This is a genomic window from Glutamicibacter sp. Je.9.36 (assembly GCF_051129975.1).
Taxonomy (GTDB): domain Bacteria; phylum Actinomycetota; class Actinomycetes; order Actinomycetales; family Micrococcaceae; genus Glutamicibacter.
On record NZ_JBCPSN010000003.1, the window covers coordinates 203,715 to 225,489 of the forward strand.

Below are 21,775 nucleotides of genomic sequence, written 5' to 3' on the forward strand. Positions count from 1 at the left end.
GCCCTCCTTGAGCGAGTTGATGATGTGACTGGGCGCACATCGGTTTTGTGACTAAGTTCACTATTGGCGATAAACCCGTTGGCGACTAGGGGGCCTGCACAGCTCGTGGCTCAACGGACTGCTTTCTGCGCCCAACGGCACAGCGTGGCGCGCTGAACGGTCGGCAGTTCGGGCAGGGCCCTAAGATGGGATACATGTCTCCAGCGCTGCAAGTCACCCTGATCGTCGCCATTGCGATGGTCGGAATCGCTCTTGTCGGCTACATCGGTTTCAGGATTTCCCGCTCCACTACGGAAATGGGTACCGACGTCGAGGAAGCCACCTACAAGACGTTGCACCACATGTCCGTTGCGGTTCCCCATTTGGAGCGCGGCCTGACTGAGGACGGGGCGGCCAAAAGCGCCAAGGCGCTGCGCAGGCTCTTGAACTGCCAGGTATTGCTGATCAGCGACACCACCCATGTGCTGGCCACCGATGCAGGGGCCGATTTCACCGCGGAACTCGAAGAAGCAGCCTCCAAGGTTTCCAAAAGCGCGCTGGCAACCGGCAAAACCCAGGTCGAACGTTCCTCCGGCATGGACTTCGTTTCCGCGCCGATCACCGTAGGAGATCAAAGCGTGGGAACGGTGACCGCGCTATCACGCAGGGCCGGCGCCAGCTTCGTTCGGGCAGTTTCCGAGGTGGCGGTCTTTGTATCCGCGCAGGTGTCCACCGCCCAGCTCGATGAATCCAAGGCCATGCTGCTCGAAGCGCAGATGCGTGCCTTGCGCGCTCAGATCTCCCCGCACTTCATCTACAACTCACTGAATGCGATCGCCTCGTTCATCAATACGGATCCCGCTCGAGCCCGTGAGCTGGTCATAGAATTCGCCGACTTCACCCGGTACTCTTTCCGCCGCCGCGGTGAATTCACCACCCTGGCCGAAGAACTGGAAGCGATTGACCGCTACCTGTTGCTGGAAAAGGCCCGTTTCGGTGAGCGCATCAAGGTCTCCTTGCAGATCGCTCCCGAGGTGCTGCCCACGCAAATTCCCTTCCTGGCTTTGCAGCCGCTGGTTGAAAACGCGGTACGCCATGGACTCGAAGCCCGGCCAGATGGCGGAGTCATCTCCATCACGGCGACCGAAGACGGAATGCACGCGGTCATCAGCGTGGAAGATGACGGCATGGGCATGGATCCCGAGCAGCTGTCCAGTGTGCTAGCTGGCGATACCCCGAATATGCACGTAGGCCTGCGCAACGTCGACCTGCGCATGCGCCAGCTCTACGGCAATTCCAATGGACTGGTGGTGGAGACCGCGCCGGGGGCCGGAACGCTGATCACTTTGCGTGTCCCGAAGTTCCGTCCGCCCAACACGATCAACTCGGATGCATAGAAAAATCCAATAAACGGTAGAATTTTCGCATGATTAACGTGGTGGTCGCCGATGATGAACTTCCAGCGGTAGAAGAAATCGCTTTTCTGCTCAGCCAGGATTCCCGCATCGGGAAAATTCACCGCGCCACCTCTGGTGCCGCGGCGCTGAAGGCGCTGGAGGAAAATACTGTCGACGCACTTTTCCTCGACATCCACATGCCGGCTTTGTCAGGCCTGGACATTGCCCGCGTCATCTCCCGCTTCACCAATCCCCCACTGATTGTTTTTGTCACCGCCGATGAAGATCAAGCGCTGCAAGCATTCGAGTTGGCCGCCATCGACTATGTGCTCAAGCCCATTCGCCCGCAGCGCCTGGCCGAATCCGTTCGCCGCATCTGCGAGCTGGTCGAGGAGACCCCTGCCAAGCCGGAAATGATCACGGTGGACCAGGGAGGCATCACCAAGCTGATCCCTCGGGCGGATATCGCCTACGTGCAAGCCCAGGGAGACTATGCCCGGCTGCATACCAAGGATTCGAGCTATCTCATCCGGGTTCCGCTCAATGATCTGGAACAGCAGTGGGGCGAGTCCGGTTTCGTTCGGATCCACCGTTCCTACCTGGTGTGCATGGATAAGATCGAAACCGTTCGCTTGCAGACCGGCAAGGCCGCTGTGCTGGTCAACAGCACCGAACTTCCGATTTCGCGTCGCGCGTTGCCATACCTGCGCGAACGCTTGGCTGCCAACCGCGTCCGCCCGCTGTAGGAAGCTGCTGGCCTTCCGTGGAGCGACTTCCCCAAGACAACAGCCGGCGAGAGCCCCTCATGCCCGGACGGTTCGCTGAGCAGCGTCCAAAACGCGTGCGTGTCCAGGCTCCGCAGGATGCATCCTTGACTGTCTCGCTCCACCGTCCCGAGCACACAGCAGAAGAATTCTATGTCCGCCAGCTGATCCGCTCCCAGCTGCGGCTGGCCTGCGCCGTGGCGGCGGGCCTGCTGGCGATGCTGGTAGGCATCAGTGCATTGCTCGTCTTTTGGCCGGTCTTCGAGGACATCCACCTGCTGGGCCTGCCCCTGCCATGGTGGGTTTTGGGCATCGGCATGTATCCACTGATCATCGTGGCCGGAATGCTCTACAACAGGGCCGCGGGACGCAATGAAGAACGGTATCGGAGCATCAGCCGTGGCTAGCTTGCTGTCCGTTTCCTCCCTGGTGATCGTTTGCCTCACCACCATGCTGATTGCCTTCCACGGCTTGCGCCTGTCCCGTACAACTTCCGACTTCTACGTAGCTTCACGCACCGTGCGCCCGTGGTGGAATGCCTCTGCGATTGGCGGCGAATATCTGTCGGCGGCTTCGTTCTTGGGCGTTGCCGGGCTGATTGTGCTCTCGGGGCAATCAGGTTTGTGGTTCCCCATCGGCTACACCGCAGGCTACTTGATGCTGCTCCTGTTTGTTGCCGCTCCCCTGCGACGTTCCCGGGCATACACCATTCCCGATTTCGCGCAGATCCGTTTCGAAGGCTCGCCGATGCTGCGGAAAATCACCACCTATCTGGTGGTGGTGATCTGCTGGCTCTATATCGTTCCGCAAATGCACGGAGCAGCCCTGACCCTATCCATCGCTACCGGATTCCCGAGTTGGGCCGGTCCGGTCATTGTCGCCGCGGTTGTCTGCGTGACGGTGCTGTCCGGCGGGATGCGCTCGGTGACCTTCGTCCAGGCCTTCCAGTACTGGTTCAAGCTGGCGGCCTTGGTTATTCCCACGATCTTCCTGCTGGGGCGGGCCATCCCCGAGCATTCGGCATCCGGGCATGCCCAGGCGCTGTATGCGCAGCTGGAGTCCGTGAACGCGATGAACCTCTACGAGACGGTATCCATCATCTTGGCATTGCTCTTCGGCACCCTGGGGTTGCCGCATGTGCTGGTGCGCTTCTACACGAACCCCACAGGCCAGGCTGCGCGTACCACCACGGTGATTGTGCTGTGCCTGCTCTCCGCGTTCTACCTCTTGCCGACGACTTTGGGCGTGCTGGGCTTGCTTTACACCCCGGAGCTCGGTGCCACCAATGAAACCGATGCCACCATCCTGCTCTTGCCCGGACGCCTCTTCGACGGATTCCTGGGCGATGCCTTGACCGCAATTGTCGTCGGTGGCGCATTCGCAGCTTTCCTCTCCACCACCTCCGGTTTGGTGGTATCCCTGGCTGGTGCGCTGTCCCAGGAATTCTTCTCGGGTACCGTGCGTGGCTTCAGGATCTCTACCGTGCTGGCCACCGCCCTGCCCGTCCTGGTCGCGGTGGTGACCAATTCATTGGCCTTGGCGGGCGCCATTGGCAACGTCTTCGCCTTCACTGCATCCACCATCTGCCCGCTGCTGCTCTTGGGCATCTGGTGGCGTTCGCTGACCGCACGAGGTGCTGTTGCCGGCCTGCTGGCTGGCGGCATCTCCTGCGGGCTGGCCTTGATGACCGGCGCCTTCCTGCCCCAGGAAGATGAGATCTGGATCCACCTCTTGCGCCAGCCTGCGGCGTGGAGCGTTCCCTTGGCCTTCATGGTGATGATCTTCGTATCGCGCAGCACCAAGCGGAGCGTGCCCGCCAACGTTGAACGCGTCATGGCGTTGCTCCATGTCCCGGACTGGCGGGCGAAGTTCTAGCCAGTCTCCACGGATTCTCCGGCGGGCGCGTCGCGGCCAGATGCTTCGCGTGCCGAAGCTGATCTGCGCCGGGATCCCTTGGCCAGCCCCAGAAGGACTCCGCCGAGAACCAAGCCCATTCCGATCAGGCTTTGGAGTCCGAGGCTTTCCGCTGCCAGCAATGTTCCCAGCAGGACCCCTGTCACTGGATTGAGCAGGCCAATGAGGCCAACTGACGATGCAGGGAGATGACGCAGCCCGGTGAACCAGGCAAGATAGGCAGCCGCGGTGGCAATGAGGCTGACATAGCCGAAGCCCGCCATCGCCTGGAGGTCAAGCTCCGGGGGTGCTCCATGCACGAACAGCGCGCACGGGACCAGTACTGCCCCTCCGGCCACCAGCTGCCACGCGGTGACACGGATAATCGGCATCCCTTCAGACCATCGCTTGGTCAAGATGAACCCGGCACTGGACAGGACCATTGCTACCAGCGACAAGGCGATCCCCAGGATATCGATGCCGGCCTGTGCATCGAATACCATGATGCCCACGCCGACGAAGCCCAAGAGGGCCCCAACCAAAGGCCAAGGTGCAGGACGCTCACCGAGCAATAGCCATGCGAACAGCATGAGCACACCGGCAGAAATCGCCATGGTCGTAGCAGCGACACCCGATGGAAGCAGTTGCGCCACCACGTAGATCAGGGCAAAGAAGGCACCGATATTCAGCACTCCCAGAACCGCGGATTTCCACCACCAGCTGCCGTGCGGGAGTTTCCTGGCTAGCCCCAGCAATACCAAGCCCGCCGGCAATGCGCGGATCGCCGCACCCCAGAGTGCTGAGCCGTCGGGAAGAAATTCCTTGGTGACATAGTAATTGGAGCCCCAAGCGATCGGGGCTATCGCGGTCAGTGCTACCCAGCCCAGCGTTCGAAGCCGGTGCCCCGCGGAATTCAAAGTATCTTCCATGGAAGATACTTTAGCTTCCTTGGAAGATATAATAAAGGCATGGAGCAAAACGACCACGTATCGCGCATTCAACAGCAGTGGGCAGAACAACGGCCGGATCTCGACCCAGCTCCCCAGGGAATCATCGGCCGGCTGCATCGCTTGGCTAATCACCTGACCGAGGAGCTCTGCACGGTTTATGCAGAGCATGGGCTGACCGAAGCCGAATTCGATGTGCTCGCGGCCTTGCGGCGGGCAGGAGAACCCCACTCCCTGGCCCCCGGCGAGCTGGCACAGCAGACGATGGTGACCACCGGAGCCATGACCAAGCGGCTCGACAAGCTGGTCAGCAACGGCTGGGTCACCCGCGCGCTATCCGGTGATGACCGGCGTGGGCGCCGCATCTCCTTGACGGCTAGCGGCAAGAAGAAAATCGATGAAGCGTTTACCGCCCACATGCGCAACGAAAAGCGCCTCGTGGACCAGCTGTCCCCCGCTGATCGTCCTGTGCTCGAAGAAATGCTGCGAAACTGGTTGGCCCACTATGAACCAGCCCGGCCCTAGCCATATCGGCCAGCGCGTCGCCAAGAATGCAAAAAGCCGCGCAGGGCAGCGGGAAGAATTTCCCACTGCCCTGCGCGGCAATGCGTTTGCGCTGGAGGCAGCTGCTAGTCGATCGAAGCCATCAGCTCGACCACGCGGTCAAGGAATGCATCGACCTGCGATTCCTCGTAGCCATCGGTTCCCTGTGAAGAGCGGAATTCCACGCGGCGTACGGTGTCAACGGCCATGGGCACGTCGTTCTCGAAATAGTCGATGAGCTGATCGCATAGGCGATCGACGTCTTCGATGTTGTAGCTCGACGCGTTGGAACGCGAGGGGCGACGGAAACGCTCACCCTTGGCACGGTGCAGGCGGCCACGCAGGATCGCGGCCAGGCGGCCTACCTGCTGCAGCCAGACCTCCTCGCCCTGATGGGCAATCAAGTCGTCGCGCTCGCGCTTGGCAAAGACATCTTCCAAGCGGTCCAGCGCACCATCGACTTCGCGGGCCTGGTACCCGCCCTTCTGCGGCGCAAAAGTGGTGCGGCGGATCAGGTGGCTGGTGACCACACTGTCGTCGTTTCCTCCACCGTTGAAGGTGGCGCGGGCACGGCTCAGGAATGCATCAACTTGCTTTGCGTTGTAGCCGAATTCCGAGTCCGGTACGCGGGAAAACGGAGCATCTTGCTGCTGCGACACGACAGTTCCTTTTTCTCTAGAGAGATATCAGTTGGGTACCCCGGTAAGGCGATACCCCTCATATTCTATTGGCTTGGGCCAATAGTTGGCTTAATGGCCACACCAGCCAGTGTATTCCAGTAGAGGATCACACCCGCTGGCGGGACCGGTCAGAAGACTTCGACGCTCCAGGCCAGCACATGCGAAATCACGTAGCCCAGAGGAATGACAAACAATATCGAGTCCAAGCGATCCATGATTCCGCCATGGCCCGGCAGCAAGTTGCTCATGTCCTTGATGCCCAGTTCACGTTTGACCATGGATTCCGCGAAGTCGCCAGTGGTCGCGGCAATGGTGGTGAAGAACGCCAAGATGACGCCCGTCCACCATGGCATTTCCAGCCAGAAGTGCATTGCGCAAGCACCAATAGCCATCGAACCGATCATTGATCCGGCGAAGCCCTCCCAGGACTTTTTCGGAGAAATCTTTGGCGCCATCGGATGCTTGCCTATTAGCACACCCACGATGTAGCCGAAGGTGTCGTTGGCGACCGCGAGCAGCAAAAGCGTGGCAATGAGCCATTGGCCATTCTCGGAATCAAGAATCAGCAGGGCGAAGGAAAGCAGCAGCGGCACCCAGCTGATGATGAACACGCTGCTCATCACCGAGGCCACAGCACCCTTGAGTCCTTCCATGAGCCGGAAGAGCAAAGCGATGAGGATACAGGCAATGTAGCTGAATCCAAGGGCTTCCACCCCACCCCAGATGGCACTGACCGGCAGCAAGACCGAGGACAGGTACAACGGCAATTGAGGCACCGCGGTTTTGGCGTGAGTAGTAGCTCTCGCAACTTCCCAGCAGCCAATGCCGCTGAGCGCAATCAGCGCGATGACCAGCAACGGCTGCGACCACATCAGGCCAACGAGGACGACGCCGAGCATCAGCAAGCCTACGCCGATTGCCGCGGGCAGGTTGCGTCCTGCGCGCGATTTCTTCGGCTCCGGGGTTCCTACCAGCAGTTCGGCAGGGATGTCTGCTTCTGCCGCGTCGGGCTGGCCGGTCTCGGCCAGGTCCGTGGAGTCGGAAACCGGTGGAGCAGGCACCTTGCCCTCGGCAGGCGCTGGATTCTGCGCCGCTGATTCGGCGTCCGGTTTGGTCGCTTCGCCCTTCGCTGGCTTACCACCCTGGGCAGCTGGGGCCGCTAAGATCTTGGCTTTGCCGGGTTCCGCCGATTCCACGGGCTCAGCCGGTTCCTCGGCTGGTCCGGCCTGCTGGGCAGCGACCGGCCCCGGAGCCGTCACTGGCTTGGACGTATCGGCCTTGAAGGCTGCCTTGGCACGCTCTTTCGCTTGCCCGGTATCAGCCGTAGCGGCTGCATCCTTGCTGGGGGAAGTCTCGGCTGCCGGGTTCGCGCCAGCCCCTGGCTGAGGGGTCGGCAAAGCGCCATCGGTGCCGGCAACTTGCTCCACGGCTGGTGCCGGTGCTGGCGTGGCCATTGGAGCAGCTACCGGATTGGCCGGTTCAGTCGCGACCGTTTCTTGGATTCCAGTGGCAGGTTCTGGAGTTTCCCTGGCCGCGCGGTTCTTCATGAAACCGCGTTTTTTCCCCTTGGCGGCAGCCTCGCGCTGGGCACGAGCTTCACGTCGGGTCAGGGGCTGGGATTCTCCGGATGCCACTGAGGGCACCGCCGAAGCGTTGCCCTCAGTGTTGTCTGTCGAGCCTGGCATTAGACTTCCAGCAGCTCTGCTTCTTTTTTCTTCAAGATCTCGTCAACTGCGTCAACGTGCTTCTTGGTCAGCGCGTCGAGGTCCTTTTCTGCACGGGTGCCCTCGTCCTCGCCAATTTCGCCATCCTTGACCAACTTGTCGATGGAGTCCTTGGCCTTGCGGCGGTGATTACGCAGCGCAACGCGGGCGTCCTCGCCCTTGGCCTTGGCCAGCTTGACGTATTCCTTGCGGCGTTCTTCGGTCAGCACTGGAAGGACAACGCGGATCATCTTTCCGTCCGAAGATGGGTTTGCCCCAACTTCTGGATCGCCCAGAGCCTTTTCGATTGCGCGCATAGCGGTCACATCGAATGGGGTGATGGTGATGGTGCGTGCTTCTGGCACTGCGAAGGAAGCCAACTGCTGCAGTGGGGTCGGGGAACCGTAGTAGTCCACCATGACCTTCGAGTACATGCCTGGGTGGGCGCGACCGGTACGGATCGTCGCGAAGTCCTCCTTGGCGGCCTCAATGGTGCGTTCCATCTTTTCGGCGGTTTCCGCCAGCGTTTCGTCAATCACCGGTACTCCTCAAGTACTTCATCTGTGTTTCCGCTACGGGAAATTAAATCTACTTCAATCCTAAGCCACGATCACCGATTAGACGGTGACGGTGGTGCCAATCCGCTCGCCGCGAATTGCCGCGGCCACGTTTCCTTCGCCTTCCATGCCGAAGACCAGCATATTGAGCTTGTTGTCCTGGCACATGGTCATGGCGGTCTGGTCCATCACGCGGATGTCGTTGACCAGCGCGTCGCTGTAGGTCAAGGTCTCCAGCTTCTTGGCGGTCGGATCCTTCTTCGGATCCGCGGTGTACACGCCATCGACGCCCGACTTGGCCATCAGAACTTCGTCAGCATCGACTTCCAGGGCACGCTGCGCGGCCACGGTGTCGGTGGAGAAGTACGGCAGGCCTGCGCCCGCGCCGAAGATGACAACGCGGTCCTTTTCCATGTGGCGGATGGCACGGCGTGGGATGTAGTTCTCTGCGACCTGGGCCATGGCGATGGCCGACTGGACGCGGGTTTCGACGCCGCATTGTTCCAGGAAGTCCTGCAGTGCCAGGCAGTTCATGACGGTGCCAAGCATGCCCATGTAGTCTGCGCGCGAGCGGTCCATGCCGGAGGCCGAGAGTTCTGCGCCGCGGAAGAAATTGCCGCCGCCAACCACGATTGCGACCTCTACTTCGCCTACGGTTTCAGCGATCTGCTTGGCGATGCCGCGAACGGTATCCGGGTCAACGCCGATCTTGCCGCCGCCGAATACTTCACCGGAGAGCTTGAGCAGTACGCGGCGTCGTTTGGTTTCTGGGGTGCTTGGCATGAGGTGTCTTACTCCTGGAGGTCGGAATCAAGCTGGGGGTACTACTTCCCAGATCCCAAGCTATCGTGAGATCCGGGCTCAAGAAAAGGGAGGCGAGTCACCGAGTTTTCTCTCGGTGCTCACCTCCCTTTGATCTTGTGCACTCAGGTTGCCCTGAACGCGGTTCGCTTAATGCGTACGGCTAATGCTTAGAGCTGTAAAAGCTTAGGCACCAACGCGGAAGCGTGCGAAGGCAACTGGCTTGGTGCCAGCTTCTTCGAAGACCTTGCCTACGGACTTCTTTGCGTCCTTGGCGAAAGCCTGGTCAACCAAGACGATTTCCTTGAAGAAACCGGTCAGGCGGCCTTCAACGATCTTGGTGAGTGCAGCTTCTGGCTTGCCCTCCGCGCGAGCGGTTTCGTCTGCGATGCGGCGCTCGTCGGCAACCTTGTCAGCTGGAACCTCCTCGCGGGACAGGAAGGTAGGAGCCATTGCAGCGGTGTGGACAGCAACGTCGTGTGCGACGGTTGCGGCAGCTTCGCTGTCAGCGTCAACAGCCATCAGAACGCCAACCTGAGCTGGCAGGTCCTTGCTGGTCTTGTGCAGGTACGAAGCAACCTTGGCACCCTCGATGCGTGCAACACGGCGTACAACAACCTTCTCGCCGAGGATTGCGCCCTCTTCGATAACGATGTCGCCAACGGTCTTGCCGTCCAGCTCGTAAGCCAGCAGTGCTTCTGCATCTGCAGCACCGGAAGCCACAGCGGCATCCAGGACCTTGTTGGCCAGTGCGATGAACTTCTCGTTCTTGGCAACGAAGTCGGTCTCGCAGTTGATCTCGATCATGACGCCGACGTTGCCTTCAACCTTGGCAGCAACCAGGCCTTCAGCGGTCGAACGGCCTTCGCGCTTGGTAGCGCCCTTCAGGCCCTTGACGCGGATGATCTCGATGGCCTTCTCGGCGTCGCCGTTAGCCTCGTCCAGTGCCTTCTTAACGTCCATCATGCCGGCGCCAGTGCGCTCGCGCAGTGCCTTGATATCAGCAGCGGTGTAGTTTGCCACGTGCAATCCCATTCAGCTAGGAGTTTCAAGTTTATTTTGCTTATGGGACGGGTCGGATTTCCGGCCCGTCCCACAAGACTTGGTGAAGTTCACCCCGAGCTACACGCTAGTGCGCCCAGGCAAACTTCTGGAGTCACCGAGGTGACTACTTGGCTTCTGGTGCCTCAGTTGCATCGTCTGCAGCTGGTGCTTCAGTTGCAGCTTCTGCAGCTGGAGCTTCGGCCTTGGCCTTCTCGCCCTCAAGCAGCTCGCGCTCCCACTCAGCCATTGGCTCAGCAGCACCCTCGGTCTTGCCGGCAGCCTTGTTGTTCTTGGCGATGAGGCCTTCGGCCACAGCGTCAGCAACAACGCGGGTCAGCAGGTTGACGGAGCGGATTGCGTCGTCGTTGCCTGGGATTGGGTAGGTAACTTCGTCCGGATCGCAGTTGGTGTCCAGGATGGCCACAACTGGGATGCCCAGCTTCTGTGCTTCGTCGATAGCCAAGTGTTCCTTCTTGGTGTCAACGATCCAGATAGCGGAAGGGGTGCGGGTCAGGTTACGGATACCACCGAGGTTGTTCTGCAGCTTGGTCAGCTCGCGCTTCAGCAGCAGCAGTTCCTTCTTGGTGTGACCGGAGCCAGCAACGTCCTCGAAGTTGATCTCTTCCAGTTCCTTCATGCGCTGAACGCGCTTGGAGACGGTCTGGAAGTTGGTCAGCATACCGCCGAGCCAACGCTGGTTCACGTATGGCTGGCCAACGCGGTTAGCCTGCTCGGCGATCGATTCCTGAGCCTGCTTCTTGGTACCGACGAACAGTACGGTGCCGCCGTGGGCAACGGTCTGCTTGACGAACTCGTAAGCGCGGTCGATGAACGACAGCGACTGCTGCAGGTCGATGATGTAGATGCCGTTGCGCTCGGTGAAAATGAAGCGCTTCATCTTCGGGTTCCAGCGACGGGTCTGGTGGCCGAAGTGGACGCCGCTGTCAAGCAGCTCTCGCATGGTTACGACTGGCATGTCGCAACTCCTTTCAGCAGTGGCGGACCGGGCGCGCAAGCGCCCGCGGTAACTGCTCTTGTTTGTTCGGGTTGATGCAGATAGCCATTGTGGATATCCGCCCTAGCATGAATACCGATAGATGCTTGGCATCTCGCCTTCGGTCCACCGATTCTCTCGGACCACTGGAACCTCAGGCCACAGCTCATGAAGCTGTGGATACTCATACGCGAAGTCAATCCCCTGCCCGACGCACCCAGTTTTGGACACACCTGTGACAGGACACTGCTGTTTCAAGTGTACTACAGAGAACTCAACGCTTTACACGGCGATATCGGTGATCTGCAGCCCATTCGCTTGCCCACAATTCGCTCTTCCAACTGCTCAAGATCCGGCTATTGGGTCCATCCTGAGAGGATGAAATCCAAGTATCTAGTCGCCGGGCTGCAGGTTTTGCTGCTGGCCTTCAGTGGTCCTCCGGCCTCGCCCCTGACTGCGGCGCCACAACCGGTCCAAGCACAAGCTGCACTCGCCGCCGGCAACGGCTGGCGTTGGCCGCTAGCTGGCGAACCGGAAATTCTGGAGCCCTTCGATAGGCCGGAGGAGAATTGGCTTCCCGGTCATCGCGGCGTGGATTTGGCTGCCAGCTCCGGAGACTCGGTCTTCGCGCCCCAGCGCGGCCAAGTCGCCTACGCTTCAGTGATCGTGGATCGACCCGTGCTGGTCATCGACCACGGTTCCGGATTCAAGACCAGCATCGAACCGGTAGCCGCCGGAGTCTCGGTGGGCGATTGGGTCGAGGCTGGCGCGAAGGTGGGACAGGTAGCAACCGGGGCGCACTGCTCGGGCCGATGCATTCACTGGGGCGTGCGGCTCGAAGGCGAATATATTGACCCGGTGTTGCTGATCCGCGACATGCGTCCATCAATTCTCTTGCCGCTGCACGAATGACCGTGAAGGCTCCCGGCGTTGCACCATGAAGGGCTGTGGTTACTGTCGCGGGTCTTGCAGACCGGATCCTCTGCGTGTTCTAGCCCCTGGCGAGATCGTGCCCAGTCGTGCAGCCTGTTCCTTGGATGCCATGAGAGTTGCAAGTGGGTACCGCGCAATGGGCCGGGAACTGGCTTCTTCCAGTTTCCAGACCCCGGAACGAAAAATCGTCCAGCAACTTTTTTGCATAAGCTGCTGGACGATCTTGTTTGGTAGGGAGTATGGGACTTGAACCCATGACCAAGGGATTATGAGTCCCCTGCTCTAACCAACTGAGCTAACTCCCCACATGGGCCCATCGCCGAAGCGGTGTAACCACACTCGAAATATTCTAGGGCATCACTAGCCGAAACACCGATTTGACGCACCCGATGACGATGAACCTATTAATGGGTGGAAACTTCGTGGCCGCGGTAAAGGGCTTCGAAGGAGTTCATCGTCTTTTCCTGCGCGTGGTTCTTCACCTTTTCATGCCCGGCTTCACCCATCTTGGCACGGCGCTGCTCATCCAGGACCAGAACCTGGTCTAGCTTGTTGGCCAGATCCTGCCGGTCTCCCGGCGTGAACATGTAACCATTGATGCCTTCGTCTACTAGGTGCGGCAGGGCCATCGCGTTGGCCAGAACGACGGGTTTGGAAGCCGAGAGAGCTTCCAGGGTTACCAATGACTGCAGTTCGGCGGTGCCTGGTTGGCAGAACACATCGCAACGCAGGTAGGCCTGGCGCAGTTGTTCATCAGTTACATGCCCAAGGAAACGGACACGGTCTCGCAGCTGCAATTCGTCGGCGATCTTCTCCAAGTGAGCGCGTTGCTCTCCCCCGCCAACAATTTCAATGATGGCATCCGGCACCTGGCTCATTAAAGGCAATGCCTCGATGAGTTCATTGATGTTCTTCTCAACGGCAAGACGGCCTGCGAACAAGATCGTGGGGAACTCGTTTTTAATGATTTCTTCCCCTGCCGCCAGCTCGTAGTTGCCGATCTCGATCCCGTTAGACAGCGGAAGCACCCGGTTCAGTTTGGCACGCTCACGCATTGCCTTGGCCGCCAGTGGAGTCGGGGTCGTGACGGCGTCTGCCCGCCCAAAGATCTTCCCCATGTCTCTCCACGAATTCTGCGCGACAATTCGCTTGAACCACTGCGGGAAAGGCAGGAATGGGTCAAGGTTTTCCGGCATGAAGTGGTTCGTGGCGATGGAACGAACCTTGTTCTTGCGAGCCCATCCGATCGTGCGCTGGCCAATCATATAGTGGCTCTGGGCGTGGACTACATCGGGCTTGATATCCGAGAGCAGCTTGCTGATCTGCCGATTGACCTCCCACGGGAACACGATGCGGAAGTACTCGTGGGTAGGTACCGAATGCGATTCCAGACGATGCACAATTGCTTCATCACGGATCTCGGTGTAGGTCTTGCCCTTATCTCCACGGGCCGCCAGCACATGCACCCGGTGGCCGCGTGCATGCATCGCAGTAGCCAACCGGTAGCAAAACATCGCTGCACCGTTGACGTCTGGCGGATAAGTGTCAGCAGCAATGACGATGGTCAGCGGTTTTTCCTTGGCCACGAGCATCCTTCGGCGTTCACACGCGTTGTAGTTTCTATTAAAATCTGCAGCTTTAGTCTATTTGGAATCAGGCATGGATTTTTCTGCTTCAGACTGGTTCCGGCGTTCAATAACATCCGGGTGATGTCTGGACAGTGCGGTCACACCGACGATAGCCAAACCAGCAGCCACCAGCATCAGCACGGTGACCAGTACCGGAACATCAGGACGCAGCTCCCCGAGGATGCCGATTCCAATGGCAATGCCAATTATTGGGTCAATCACCGTCAACCCTGCGATGACAAGGTCAGGAGGTCCCTTTGAGTAGGCTTTTTGCACAAAATACGAGCCGAGAAGGCCAGCTACAACTACCGCTAGGCCAGCCAGCCAAGGCAGCTGGACAAAGCTGCCGTCGCCGATATTCATCACGGCGATTGCAATGGTTCGAACCAGTACGGCGACGAATCCGAATAGGACGCCAGCACCGAGGATGAAGAAGAACGCACCGAGCTTCTTGTGGAAGAAGATGGTGGCCAATCCCACGATGGCAACGACTACCGCCAAGATCATTTCAATCAAGTGCGCTTCGTAGTCGTTTACTTCCTGGTTGCTGCTAGTGGCAGTGACGGCCAGAAGCACGAAGCCAACCGAACCCACCATGCAGCTGATGATCGCCAAAACGGTGGGACGATTCATCGTCAGGTCGGTTTCCTTGGCATTGACCATCGCAGTGATCACCAATGCAATGGCACCAATTGGCTGCACCACCGTCAAGGGCGCGCTGGCTAGCGCGAAAACATTCAAGGCCATGCCAAGAGCCATCAGCCCCAGTCCGCTCATCCAGCGTTTGTTGCGGGCCAGCTTCCCGACATTCTTAATTGTCAGGTCCAGACCGCCAACAGCACTGCGGACTGCCTGCGATTGGAAGTGCGCTCCAAAGGCAAGACAAAAGGCACTGCATAGTGCCGCTGCAATAGCGATCCAAACCATGTCAGTGCCTTTCTAGCCTAAGTTTTCATACGACGGGGCACGCGAACGCTTGGTACGGCTAATGCCTGGCCCCGTCGGCGAAAGACCTAGGAGCGCTTGAACAATGCGCGGACTACAGCCATCAGCGCCAGCCCGGAACCTGCCATCACGATATACGGTCGTGCCTGCTCTAAGCGGTTTGAGCCGGCTCTGTCAGCCTCCGATTGGTCTTCGGACGACGAAGACGAGGAAGGGCGAACGAATCCCTTCGCCTTGGCAGCTGCTCCGGAGAACTTTTCCCCAGCTCCCTGGGTGAAGGAACGAATCTTGTCGATCTTGGCCAGTGGCGCTTGCACGCTCTCGCCCAGGTTGTCACGCAGAGCCTGGATCTGGCGGCGGCGACGCTTGGTGCGAAGGATCAGCTCATCGGCACTCGGTGCCGGAGGCTTCGGTTCCTTCTTCTTTTCAGCCTTCTCGTCATCCTCAGCCGACTTCTTCTTCAGCGGCTCATCGAGAGTGCTGACATCGAAGGCGCTGCCGTCCTTGAGCACGCCCAAGTCGTGGCGGAGTCCGCGAATAGCTGCTTCCGGTTTCAGCGGCAGTGCCTTCTTGACCTTGGCATATCCAACCAATCCCAAGATGGCAGCAACCAGCAAGAAGAATCCTGCAACGATCAATGCGGCTGCCCAACCGGGCAACCAGAGAGCCAATACATTGACCAGGGTAACGACAACAGCAATGACGAAGAGCAGCACTACGAGCAGTGCAGCTCCGGCGAGCGCCGCCGCCATGCCAATGCTGATTCCCTTGCCTTTGAGTACCGTAGTCGCGAGTTTGATCTCGTCCGAGAGCTGTTGTGGAACAAGCTCCTTGAGTCCATCAACCTGCGTCTTAGCACTCTTGACACTCGACTTAAGGCTTTCGTCAGCTTGCGTCGATTCAGCTTCAGACATGGTTTCTCCATATTCTCGATCGCTCAGCAACCGGTACATCAAACGCTAACACCCCGGTTGCCGCATACGACTCAGTCTTCAGGCGTAAAACCCACTGCATTTATCTCATGCTGTGGGTGTAACTGTTAACGATTCGAAAGTCTATCGTCTAATCACCTGTGGTTATAGGTGGTTCGGGTGTTGCTGGGTTTTCGCTTTGAATTTGCGCATGGCAACGACCGCTTTTGGGTAAAACAAAACCTCCCAGCTACTTGCGGAGCTGGGAGGTTTCTTTGGCTCCTCCAACTGGACTTGAACCAGTAACCCTTCGATTAACAGTCGAATGCTCTGCCAATTGAGCTATGGAGGAATGCAACGAGTAATACTTTAGCACTGGCCAAGTGCGGTTTTCAAATCGGAAGTTCCCGTTGCGGAGCATGCGTTCCCTGCCCCGAATTTCCGCCATTTTCCGGGCGAGACCGGATGCTTATCCACCAGGCAGCAGCAAACTATTTTCTGTGATCTGCCGCATATCTGGCCAACTCCAGCAGCTGCTGGGCTGATTGTTCCCATGAGTAGTGCCCGGCTCGTTCCACGGCGCGTTGCGAATACTGTCTCCAGGTAGCCTGCTCATCCAAAGTGCGTACTTGGTCCGCGAAGCCTTGTGCATCATCTGCCGAAGCATACAGCGCGGCGTCATCCGCGACTTCCCTGAAAATCGGCATATCGGTGGCAATCACCGGAGTTCCCATGCTCATCGCTTCGACCAGGGGAAGCCCGTAGCCTTCTTCTCGCGAAAGGGTTACCAGGGCAGTGCATTCGCTGAGCAGCTGCTCGTATTCCTCATCGCTGACACCGCGGTGGAATACCACTGTGGATTGCGAGGGGATGAGCTTGGATAATTCAGCATGACGTTGCTCGTTGATCCCGCTTAGCAGGTGCAGCTCATAGTCCGGCAGGTGCGCCATACCGCGGATGAGTGTCTCGACGTTCTTGTATTCCATGAAGGAACCCATATAGACCAAGGTCTTCTTTGGGCGCTTCGCTTGGTCTCGACGAGCAAAATTTCCGGTGGGAGCGTTGGACACCAGTCCAATATGCTTCTTGGTCAGTCGATGCCTGCGCATGAGTTCGGCTGTGGTGTTGGAAACGGTAGCCACCGCGTCGGCACGATTCAGGAGCATCCGCTGCGGCCAGTAGACCTGATGGAACAAGTACCATCCAGCGCGAATCGGAGCAGGCAGGAACTTCGGTGCATGCGGATGCGAGTAGTAGATCAAATCATGCAAGGTCAAGACCAAGGGATATTTCCGCCCCAACGATCCGATGGTCTGCATCGGCGAGAACACGACATCAGGCTTGAGCTTGTTGACCTGCAGGGCGACGAATGGCTCGAGCACGCTCGTGGGCCCGGAAATCTTCAGATACGGAACATCGGGGAGCATTGCCAGCTGCCTGGTGTCGTTGACCAGCATCGTGACCTCGGCAAGCTTGCTGGCGGCCTCGATCAACCCGGCGGTATACCGGCTAATGCCATCATGGTGGGTGATGCGGGTGTATCGAGCGTCGATAACTAGTTTCACGTGCGCGGTTGCCTTTACTTCGTGGTGCGTATGCTTTCCAGCCTAACGGCTTGCGGGGCCGCGCATCACTAGGTAGCTAATAACTGAGAGGGTTGCGGCAACGACCCAGGCAAGCAGTCCAGCGGTAATCCCCCACGCGCTGGCCAATGCGCCGCCCGCCAATCCGCCAACGGGAACTACTCCAAAGGTGAATAACCGGCGTGCGCTTAGGACCCTGCCCAGCAGCTGCTCCGGAACGATCTGCACAATCCAGGACGAGGCAGCAATATTGAAGAGCAGCACGACGATTCCCCATCCCAGCGCGAAAATTCCCAGCAGCACCATGGACCACATTTCGGTTGCATAAGCCGCGGCCAATACGCAGCCCGCCAAAACTGCCTGCATCGAACCGGTGTAGATCAGCAAGGTTGCCGGAGCGAATTTTCCAGCCAGCGTTCCTGCGATAGCAGCTCCAATTAGCCCGCCAATGCCACCCACCGAGGCGAAAAGGCCGTACCCGAATTCGCCAAAGCCGAGCTCGTTGATAATGAAGATCGCTTCCACCGATGACCCGATGGCCAGCCCCAAGTTGGAGAACATCACTGCAACGGTAATTGCCAAGAGCAGGCGGTGCCGGGCCAGATACCTGAGGCCAGCCAGGATGCCGCCCTTTTCGGTCGACGGCCCGGGGCGGCGGCCAGGGCCTTGCGACAGACGAGAGGAACGCACCTGCAACGCCATCAGCATTGCCAGCAGGCCCAGTGCCGCCGAGATGCTCAGCAGCGCTGGCGCTCCCCACAGCGCGAAGCCGGTTCCCGCCAAGGCCGGGACAATCACGGTCATTGACTGGTCCGCAGCTCCCAGCGAGGCGATCAGCTTGCTGATGCTCGCCGCTCGGACTTCAGGCTCATCTCCGATGAGCTGCGGAACGGCAGTGGTTTGGGAAGTTTCGGAAAAAACATTGCAGAAGCCGAGCAATGCGCACAACAGCATTCCCAGCGGGATCGTTAGCTCCTCGGCGAAGGACAGTGCCGCTAGGCACCCCAGCAGGAAAAGCTTGGCCCCGAGACCGATACGCAGGACCCGCAACGCGGAATACTTGTCGACCAAATGGCCCGCGGGGATGCTCGCGAGCACAAAGGAAAGGGAGCCAAGCGCATTGAGCACTCCCATCTGCATGGCAGTTGCGCCAAGGGTACCCACGAACAGCAGATCAATCGTGATATCAGAAAGTGAGCGTCCTGCCGCGTCCGTTGCGTTCGATCCGAGGAGCAGACGCTGGGATCGCTGGACTTTTCCTGGGCTTGCCGTGACCACTTGCCCTCCCTTGTTCTAACTGTTTGATCATACAGTTCTAGCTTGAAAGTGCAATCAAACGATTAGTGATAATTCCGGGACATTGGAAGTCGAGAAGTTCTCTCCACTTCAACCTCGCAGGGGTCCAGCTTCAGCCCCGCTCAGATGCAGGTCAGCGGGTAACTTATCACAGTCGGGCGCCACCCGCAGGAAAATGTAGAAACTTTTCTCCCGGCGGAGAGAGTGAATTACTCGGCTTGCATTAACTAATTGAAGTGTGTTGTTAATAGATTCTTGTTAGGTGAGCCTGACCAACTATTGATAGTCTCTATCTGAGGAGCATGCTTTTGGGTGCCTCACTGCCTACCCTGCAAATGCCTGATCTACCATTGCCGATCTACGATGATTCGTTGCTCTGCGCAGACACCGCCCGTGTCTACGAAAACGAGTCGCGTGAAGCCATTTCACTCGTGGCCCACCGATTGGCATCGGTGAACGCGCCGACGACCGGACCGACTCCGCAGCAGTTGCAGGAACGCATCGACCTGGTCGACCTGCATAGTCCATTGGGTTCAACCCAGGACTCGTTCACCGAGCTGAATGAGTTGTATTTCAACGACGCGGTCTACTTCCACGATCCGAAGTACGCGGCGCACTTGAACTGCCCCGTCGTGATCCCTGCGGTGGTCGCCGAGAACTTCGTCACGAGCATCAACACCTCGATGGACACTTTTGACCAGAGCGCTGGCGCAACACTGATCGAGCGCAAGCTCATCGATTTCACCGCCGATCTGATCGGCTTCGGCACCGGGCAGGCCGACGGAATCTTTACCTCTGGAGGAACTCAATCCAACCTTCAGGCCATGCTGATCGCACGAAACACCGCTACCGCAAAGCTGCGGGGCAGCTTGCCTGAACGGCTGGCTAATCTGCGGATCTATTGCTCGGAAGATGCGCACTTCTCGATTCGCAACGCCGCGATGCTCCTTGGCTTGGGCTACGACGCGGCCGTGGCGATCCCTACGGACGCCCAGCACCGCATGGATGCGCATGCATTGCGCGTGCGCCTGGACGCAGACCTCGCTGCCGGTTTGGTGCCCATGGCCATCTCCGCCACCAGCGGGAATACCGACTTCGGGGCCATCGATCCGTTGCCCGAGCTGCGTGCTATCGCCACAGAAGTAGGCGCGTGGTTCCATGTGGATGCCGCATACGGTTGCGGCCTGCTCGTCTCCAACTCCCACCGCCACCGGCTGGACGGCATTGAATTGGCCGACTCGGTCACCGTGGATTACCACAAGTCCTTCTTCCAGCCCATCGGCTCCAGCGCCTTGGTGGTCCGCTCGGCGGCCTCCATGGAATCCATCGCCCACTATGCCGAGTACCTGAACCCGCGTGCGGAGGCCGAGTCCACCCCCAACCAGGTGTCGAAGTCCCTGCAGACCACACGGCGCTTCGATGCGCTGAAGCTGTGGGTCACGTTGCGCTCTTTGGGGGCCAGCCGGTTGGGTGCCATGTTCGACCAGGTCATCGCCTTGGCAGAAGACGCTCAACAGGAAGTTGCCATGCGCGCCCAGCTTCGGATGGCAGCCGACGTGCAGCTGAGCACGCTGGTCTTCTCCTTTGAAGATCCACAGCACCCACTGGAACTGGACGAGCACAATGCCCTGGCCAACCAGATCCGCCAACGCCTCTATGCCAGCGGCGAAGCGATGATCGCCGCCACCACAGTCAAAGGCAAACGCCTGCTGAAACTGACGCTGCTCAATCCGAATACGACCCTGGCCGATATCAGCGAGATCCTCGACGCTATCTGCCGGATTGGTTCCGGACTGCTGGCCGAACGCACCCTTGGAGAGAAGAAATGATTGAACCTACCGAGCACTTTGACGTCATCGCTATTGGCGCTGGCCCTTTCAATCTGGGTTTTGCCGCCTTGGCCGATGGATTGGATGATCTGCACGTTGCAGTTCTGGAAGCCGGAGAGAAGTTCGTCTGGCACCCTGGCATGATGCTTCCCGGAACCCATCTCCAGGTTCCCTTCATGGCAGATCTGGTGACCATGGCGGACCCGACCAGCAAGCATTCGTTCTTGAACTATCTCAAGGAAAAACAGCGGCTTTACCCGTTCTATATCCGCGAAGACTTCTACGCGCTGCGCGAGGAGTATTCCAACTACCTGGCGTGGGCCGCAGAAAATATTCAAAGCGTACGATTCGGGCACCGGGTGCTCGAAGCCGAATACCACGACGGGGTCTACCGGTTGTCGGTGCTCACTGCCGCAGGACTGACCCGCTTCACCGCAGGCAAATTGGTGCTGGGCACCGGATCCCAGCCTTATCTGCCGCCGGTTCTCACCACGGAAGCACAAGCCACCGGCAACGTGGTGCACTCAAGCGACTACGCCTTCCACCGCGAGAAACTCCTATCCTCCCGGACCGCTAGTTCCGGCCCGAAAGTAACTGCTGTGCTCGGCAGCGGCCAGAGCGCCGCAGAAATCTTCTTGGATCTTCTGCGCAGCTTGCCAGAAGAGGATCATCTGGTGTGGGCAACGCGTTCAGAACGCTACTTCCCGCTGGAATACACCAAGCTCACTTTGGAGATGACATCTCCGGAATACATCGACCACTTCCATGCCCTGCCCATGGATCAGCGGGATGTCCTGTCAGCAGAGCAAAAGGGGCTCTACAAGGGGATCAACGCGGAATTGATCAACGAAATCCACGAGGAGCTCTACCAGCGAAGCGTCAATGGCGCAGCGAATGTGCACCTGCGTACCGGCTGCGCGGCCACGAGCATCGGCGCTGACACGGATCACCTGGCCATCAGCTTGCGCCATGAACGCACCGGAGAAGACCTGGAATTCCTCACCGACCACCTTGTCATGGCAACCGGCTACCGCGCAGGCACTCCGGACTTCTTGCAAGGCATCAGCCAACGCATCGATTACCTTCCCGATGGCCGCTTCAATGTAGATCGCGAATATTCCATCGGGTTGGACCAGGACATCTTCGTGCAGAACGCTGAACTGCACACCCACGGCTTCACCGCTCCGGATCTGGGCATGGGAGCCTACCGCAATTCAGTAATTATCAACCGCTTGGCTGGACGCGAGGTCTACCCGGTCGAGCGACGGATCGCTTTCCAGCGATTCGGCGCCGCCGAACTCAGCGGCTTGCCCACTTCCGCCACTGCCAGCGCACGAGCCTAAGGAAC

20 protein-coding genes and 2 tRNA genes are annotated in these 21,775 nt (G+C 59.0%); 8 read left to right on the forward strand and 14 right to left on the reverse strand.

Annotation, left to right across the window (positions count from 1 at the left end; all coding sequences use genetic code 11):
* Positions 1 to 194: 194 nt before the first annotated feature.
* The 4 genes from AAZQ98_RS09240 (at position 195) to AAZQ98_RS09255 (ending at position 4,015) form a co-directional block, all read left to right on the forward strand.
* A complete protein-coding gene (locus tag AAZQ98_RS09240; RefSeq protein WP_434691597.1) occupies positions 195 to 1,376 on the forward strand; it encodes a sensor histidine kinase in 1,182 nt (393 codons plus the stop codon).
* A gap of 29 nt (positions 1,377 to 1,405) precedes the next feature.
* Positions 1,406 to 2,122 (forward strand): LytR/AlgR family response regulator transcription factor, encoded by a 717-nt coding sequence (locus tag AAZQ98_RS09245; RefSeq protein ID WP_105657247.1) that lies wholly within the window; start codon positions 1,406 to 1,408, stop codon positions 2,120 to 2,122.
* Between the two features lie 125 nt (positions 2,123 to 2,247).
* Positions 2,248 to 2,547: a hypothetical protein gene (locus AAZQ98_RS09250; RefSeq protein ID WP_434691599.1), complete on the forward strand. Its 300-nt coding sequence runs from the start codon at positions 2,248 to 2,250 to the stop codon at positions 2,545 to 2,547.
* Positions 2,540 to 4,015, forward strand: a complete 1,476-nt coding sequence (locus AAZQ98_RS09255) for a cation acetate symporter (protein WP_388023966.1) — start codon at positions 2,540 to 2,542, stop codon at positions 4,013 to 4,015. The genes AAZQ98_RS09250 and AAZQ98_RS09255 overlap by 8 nt, the downstream gene beginning before the upstream one ends.
* Here the strand turns inward: AAZQ98_RS09255 and AAZQ98_RS09260 are convergent.
* On the reverse strand, positions 4,012 to 4,962 hold the full coding sequence (locus AAZQ98_RS09260) for a DMT family transporter (RefSeq protein ID WP_434691601.1): 951 nt from the start codon (positions 4,960 to 4,962) through the stop codon (positions 4,012 to 4,014). The two genes, AAZQ98_RS09255 and AAZQ98_RS09260, sit on opposite strands and share 4 nt — an antisense overlap.
* Before the next feature lie 39 nt (positions 4,963 to 5,001).
* Between AAZQ98_RS09260 and AAZQ98_RS09265 the strand changes: the two genes are divergently transcribed.
* The gene (locus AAZQ98_RS09265) at positions 5,002 to 5,505 is read left to right on the forward strand and encodes a MarR family winged helix-turn-helix transcriptional regulator (protein WP_434691603.1); all 504 of its coding nucleotides are present in this window, start codon (positions 5,002 to 5,004) and stop codon (positions 5,503 to 5,505) included.
* A 104-nt stretch (positions 5,506 to 5,609) separates the two neighbouring features.
* Here the strand turns inward: AAZQ98_RS09265 and AAZQ98_RS09270 are convergent, their stop codons facing one another.
* The 6 genes from AAZQ98_RS09270 to rpsB all read right to left on the reverse strand — a co-directional run bounded on the left by AAZQ98_RS09270 (position 5,610) and on the right by rpsB (position 11,284).
* Complete coding sequence (locus tag AAZQ98_RS09270) at positions 5,610 to 6,182, reverse strand: DivIVA domain-containing protein (protein WP_105657242.1); 573 nt, start codon at positions 6,180 to 6,182, stop codon at positions 5,610 to 5,612.
* Positions 6,183 to 6,331: 149 nt separating this feature from the next.
* A complete protein-coding gene (locus AAZQ98_RS09275) occupies positions 6,332 to 7,888 on the reverse strand; it encodes a phosphatidate cytidylyltransferase (RefSeq protein ID WP_434691605.1) in 1,557 nt (518 codons plus the stop codon).
* Positions 7,888 to 8,445 (reverse strand): ribosome recycling factor, encoded by a 558-nt coding sequence (gene frr, locus AAZQ98_RS09280; protein WP_105657241.1) that lies wholly within the window; start codon positions 8,443 to 8,445, stop codon positions 7,888 to 7,890. The genes AAZQ98_RS09275 and frr overlap by 1 nt, the downstream gene beginning before the upstream one ends.
* Positions 8,446 to 8,523: 78 nt before the next feature.
* Positions 8,524 to 9,246 carry a UMP kinase gene (gene pyrH / locus AAZQ98_RS09285; protein ID WP_105657240.1) on the reverse strand — a complete coding sequence of 241 codons (723 nt, stop codon included), beginning with the start codon at positions 9,244 to 9,246 and terminating at the stop codon, positions 8,524 to 8,526.
* Positions 9,247 to 9,450: 204 nt separating this feature from the next.
* Positions 9,451 to 10,287: a translation elongation factor Ts gene (tsf, locus tag AAZQ98_RS09290; protein WP_105657303.1), complete on the reverse strand. Its 837-nt coding sequence runs from the start codon at positions 10,285 to 10,287 to the stop codon at positions 9,451 to 9,453.
* A gap of 145 nt (positions 10,288 to 10,432) precedes the next feature.
* Positions 10,433 to 11,284: a 30S ribosomal protein S2 gene (gene rpsB, locus AAZQ98_RS09295; RefSeq protein WP_105661810.1), complete on the reverse strand. Its 852-nt coding sequence runs from the start codon at positions 11,282 to 11,284 to the stop codon at positions 10,433 to 10,435.
* Positions 11,285 to 11,680: 396 nt separating this feature from the next.
* Here rpsB and AAZQ98_RS09300 point away from each other — a divergent pair, with 396 nt between their 5' ends.
* On the forward strand, positions 11,681 to 12,214 hold the full coding sequence (locus tag AAZQ98_RS09300) for a M23 family metallopeptidase (protein ID WP_434691607.1): 534 nt from the start codon (positions 11,681 to 11,683) through the stop codon (positions 12,212 to 12,214).
* Between the two features lie 249 nt (positions 12,215 to 12,463).
* On the opposite strand, the gene AAZQ98_RS09305 is transcribed toward AAZQ98_RS09300, so the two are convergent.
* The 7 genes from AAZQ98_RS09305 to AAZQ98_RS09335 all read right to left on the reverse strand — a co-directional run bounded on the left by AAZQ98_RS09305 (position 12,464) and on the right by AAZQ98_RS09335 (position 18,580).
* Positions 12,464 to 12,540, reverse strand: a tRNA-Ile gene (locus AAZQ98_RS09305).
* 99 nt (positions 12,541 to 12,639) lie between these two features.
* Complete coding sequence (locus tag AAZQ98_RS09310) at positions 12,640 to 13,827, reverse strand: glycosyltransferase (RefSeq protein WP_434691609.1); 1,188 nt, start codon at positions 13,825 to 13,827, stop codon at positions 12,640 to 12,642.
* A 51-nt stretch (positions 13,828 to 13,878) separates the two neighbouring features.
* The gene (locus AAZQ98_RS09315) at positions 13,879 to 14,790 is read right to left on the reverse strand and encodes a DMT family transporter (protein ID WP_105657236.1); all 912 of its coding nucleotides are present in this window, start codon (positions 14,788 to 14,790) and stop codon (positions 13,879 to 13,881) included.
* 86 nt (positions 14,791 to 14,876) lie between these two features.
* Positions 14,877 to 15,722: a phage holin family protein gene (locus tag AAZQ98_RS09320; protein WP_181149034.1), complete on the reverse strand. Its 846-nt coding sequence runs from the start codon at positions 15,720 to 15,722 to the stop codon at positions 14,877 to 14,879.
* Between the two features lie 273 nt (positions 15,723 to 15,995).
* Positions 15,996 to 16,071, reverse strand: a tRNA-Asn gene (locus tag AAZQ98_RS09325).
* Between the two features lie 139 nt (positions 16,072 to 16,210).
* A complete protein-coding gene (locus AAZQ98_RS09330; protein WP_434691612.1) occupies positions 16,211 to 17,284 on the reverse strand; it encodes a glycosyltransferase family 4 protein in 1,074 nt (357 codons plus the stop codon).
* Positions 17,285 to 17,326: 42 nt separating this feature from the next.
* Positions 17,327 to 18,580 carry an MFS transporter gene (locus AAZQ98_RS09335; RefSeq protein WP_434691614.1) on the reverse strand — a complete coding sequence of 418 codons (1,254 nt, stop codon included), beginning with the start codon at positions 18,578 to 18,580 and terminating at the stop codon, positions 17,327 to 17,329.
* Between the two features lie 353 nt (positions 18,581 to 18,933).
* On the opposite strand from AAZQ98_RS09335, the gene AAZQ98_RS09340 reads away from it, so the two are divergent.
* Both AAZQ98_RS09340 and AAZQ98_RS09345 read left to right on the forward strand, forming a co-directional pair.
* On the forward strand, positions 18,934 to 20,427 hold the full coding sequence (locus tag AAZQ98_RS09340) for a pyridoxal phosphate-dependent decarboxylase family protein (RefSeq protein WP_434691617.1): 1,494 nt from the start codon (positions 18,934 to 18,936) through the stop codon (positions 20,425 to 20,427).
* Complete coding sequence (locus AAZQ98_RS09345) at positions 20,424 to 21,770, forward strand: lysine N(6)-hydroxylase/L-ornithine N(5)-oxygenase family protein (RefSeq protein WP_434691620.1); 1,347 nt, start codon at positions 20,424 to 20,426, stop codon at positions 21,768 to 21,770. The genes AAZQ98_RS09340 and AAZQ98_RS09345 overlap by 4 nt, the downstream gene beginning before the upstream one ends.
* The last annotated feature ends 5 nt before the right edge of the window (positions 21,771 to 21,775 follow it).

Excerpts from the sequence above, each read along its gene's own strand:
- AAZQ98_RS09240 (WP_434691597.1), top strand. The coding sequence starts at position 195 with ATGTCTCCAGCGCTGCAAGTCACCCTGATCGTCGCCATTGCGATGGTC.
- AAZQ98_RS09245 (WP_105657247.1), top strand. The coding sequence starts at position 1,406 with ATGATTAACGTGGTGGTCGCCGATGATGAACTTCCAGCGGTAGAAGAA.
- AAZQ98_RS09260 (WP_434691601.1), bottom strand. The coding sequence starts at position 4,962 with ATGGAAGATACTTTGAATTCCGCGGGGCACCGGCTTCGAACGCTGGGC.
- AAZQ98_RS09265 (WP_434691603.1), top strand. The coding sequence starts at position 5,002 with ATGGAGCAAAACGACCACGTATCGCGCATTCAACAGCAGTGGGCAGAA.
- AAZQ98_RS09275 (WP_434691605.1), bottom strand. The coding sequence starts at position 7,888 with ATGCCAGGCTCGACAGACAACACTGAGGGCAACGCTTCGGCGGTGCCC.
- pyrH (WP_105657240.1), bottom strand. The coding sequence starts at position 9,246 with ATGCCAAGCACCCCAGAAACCAAACGACGCCGCGTACTGCTCAAGCTC.
- rpsB (WP_105661810.1), bottom strand. The coding sequence starts at position 11,284 with ATGCCAGTCGTAACCATGCGAGAGCTGCTTGACAGCGGCGTCCACTTC.
- AAZQ98_RS09300 (WP_434691607.1), top strand. The coding sequence starts at position 11,681 with ATGAAATCCAAGTATCTAGTCGCCGGGCTGCAGGTTTTGCTGCTGGCC.
- AAZQ98_RS09310 (WP_434691609.1), bottom strand. The coding sequence starts at position 13,827 with ATGCTCGTGGCCAAGGAAAAACCGCTGACCATCGTCATTGCTGCTGAC.
- AAZQ98_RS09315 (WP_105657236.1), bottom strand. The coding sequence starts at position 14,790 with ATGGTTTGGATCGCTATTGCAGCGGCACTATGCAGTGCCTTTTGTCTT.
- AAZQ98_RS09320 (WP_181149034.1), bottom strand. The coding sequence starts at position 15,722 with ATGTCTGAAGCTGAATCGACGCAAGCTGACGAAAGCCTTAAGTCGAGT.
- AAZQ98_RS09340 (WP_434691617.1), top strand. The coding sequence starts at position 18,934 with ATGCCTGATCTACCATTGCCGATCTACGATGATTCGTTGCTCTGCGCA.
- AAZQ98_RS09345 (WP_434691620.1), top strand. The coding sequence starts at position 20,424 with ATGATTGAACCTACCGAGCACTTTGACGTCATCGCTATTGGCGCTGGC.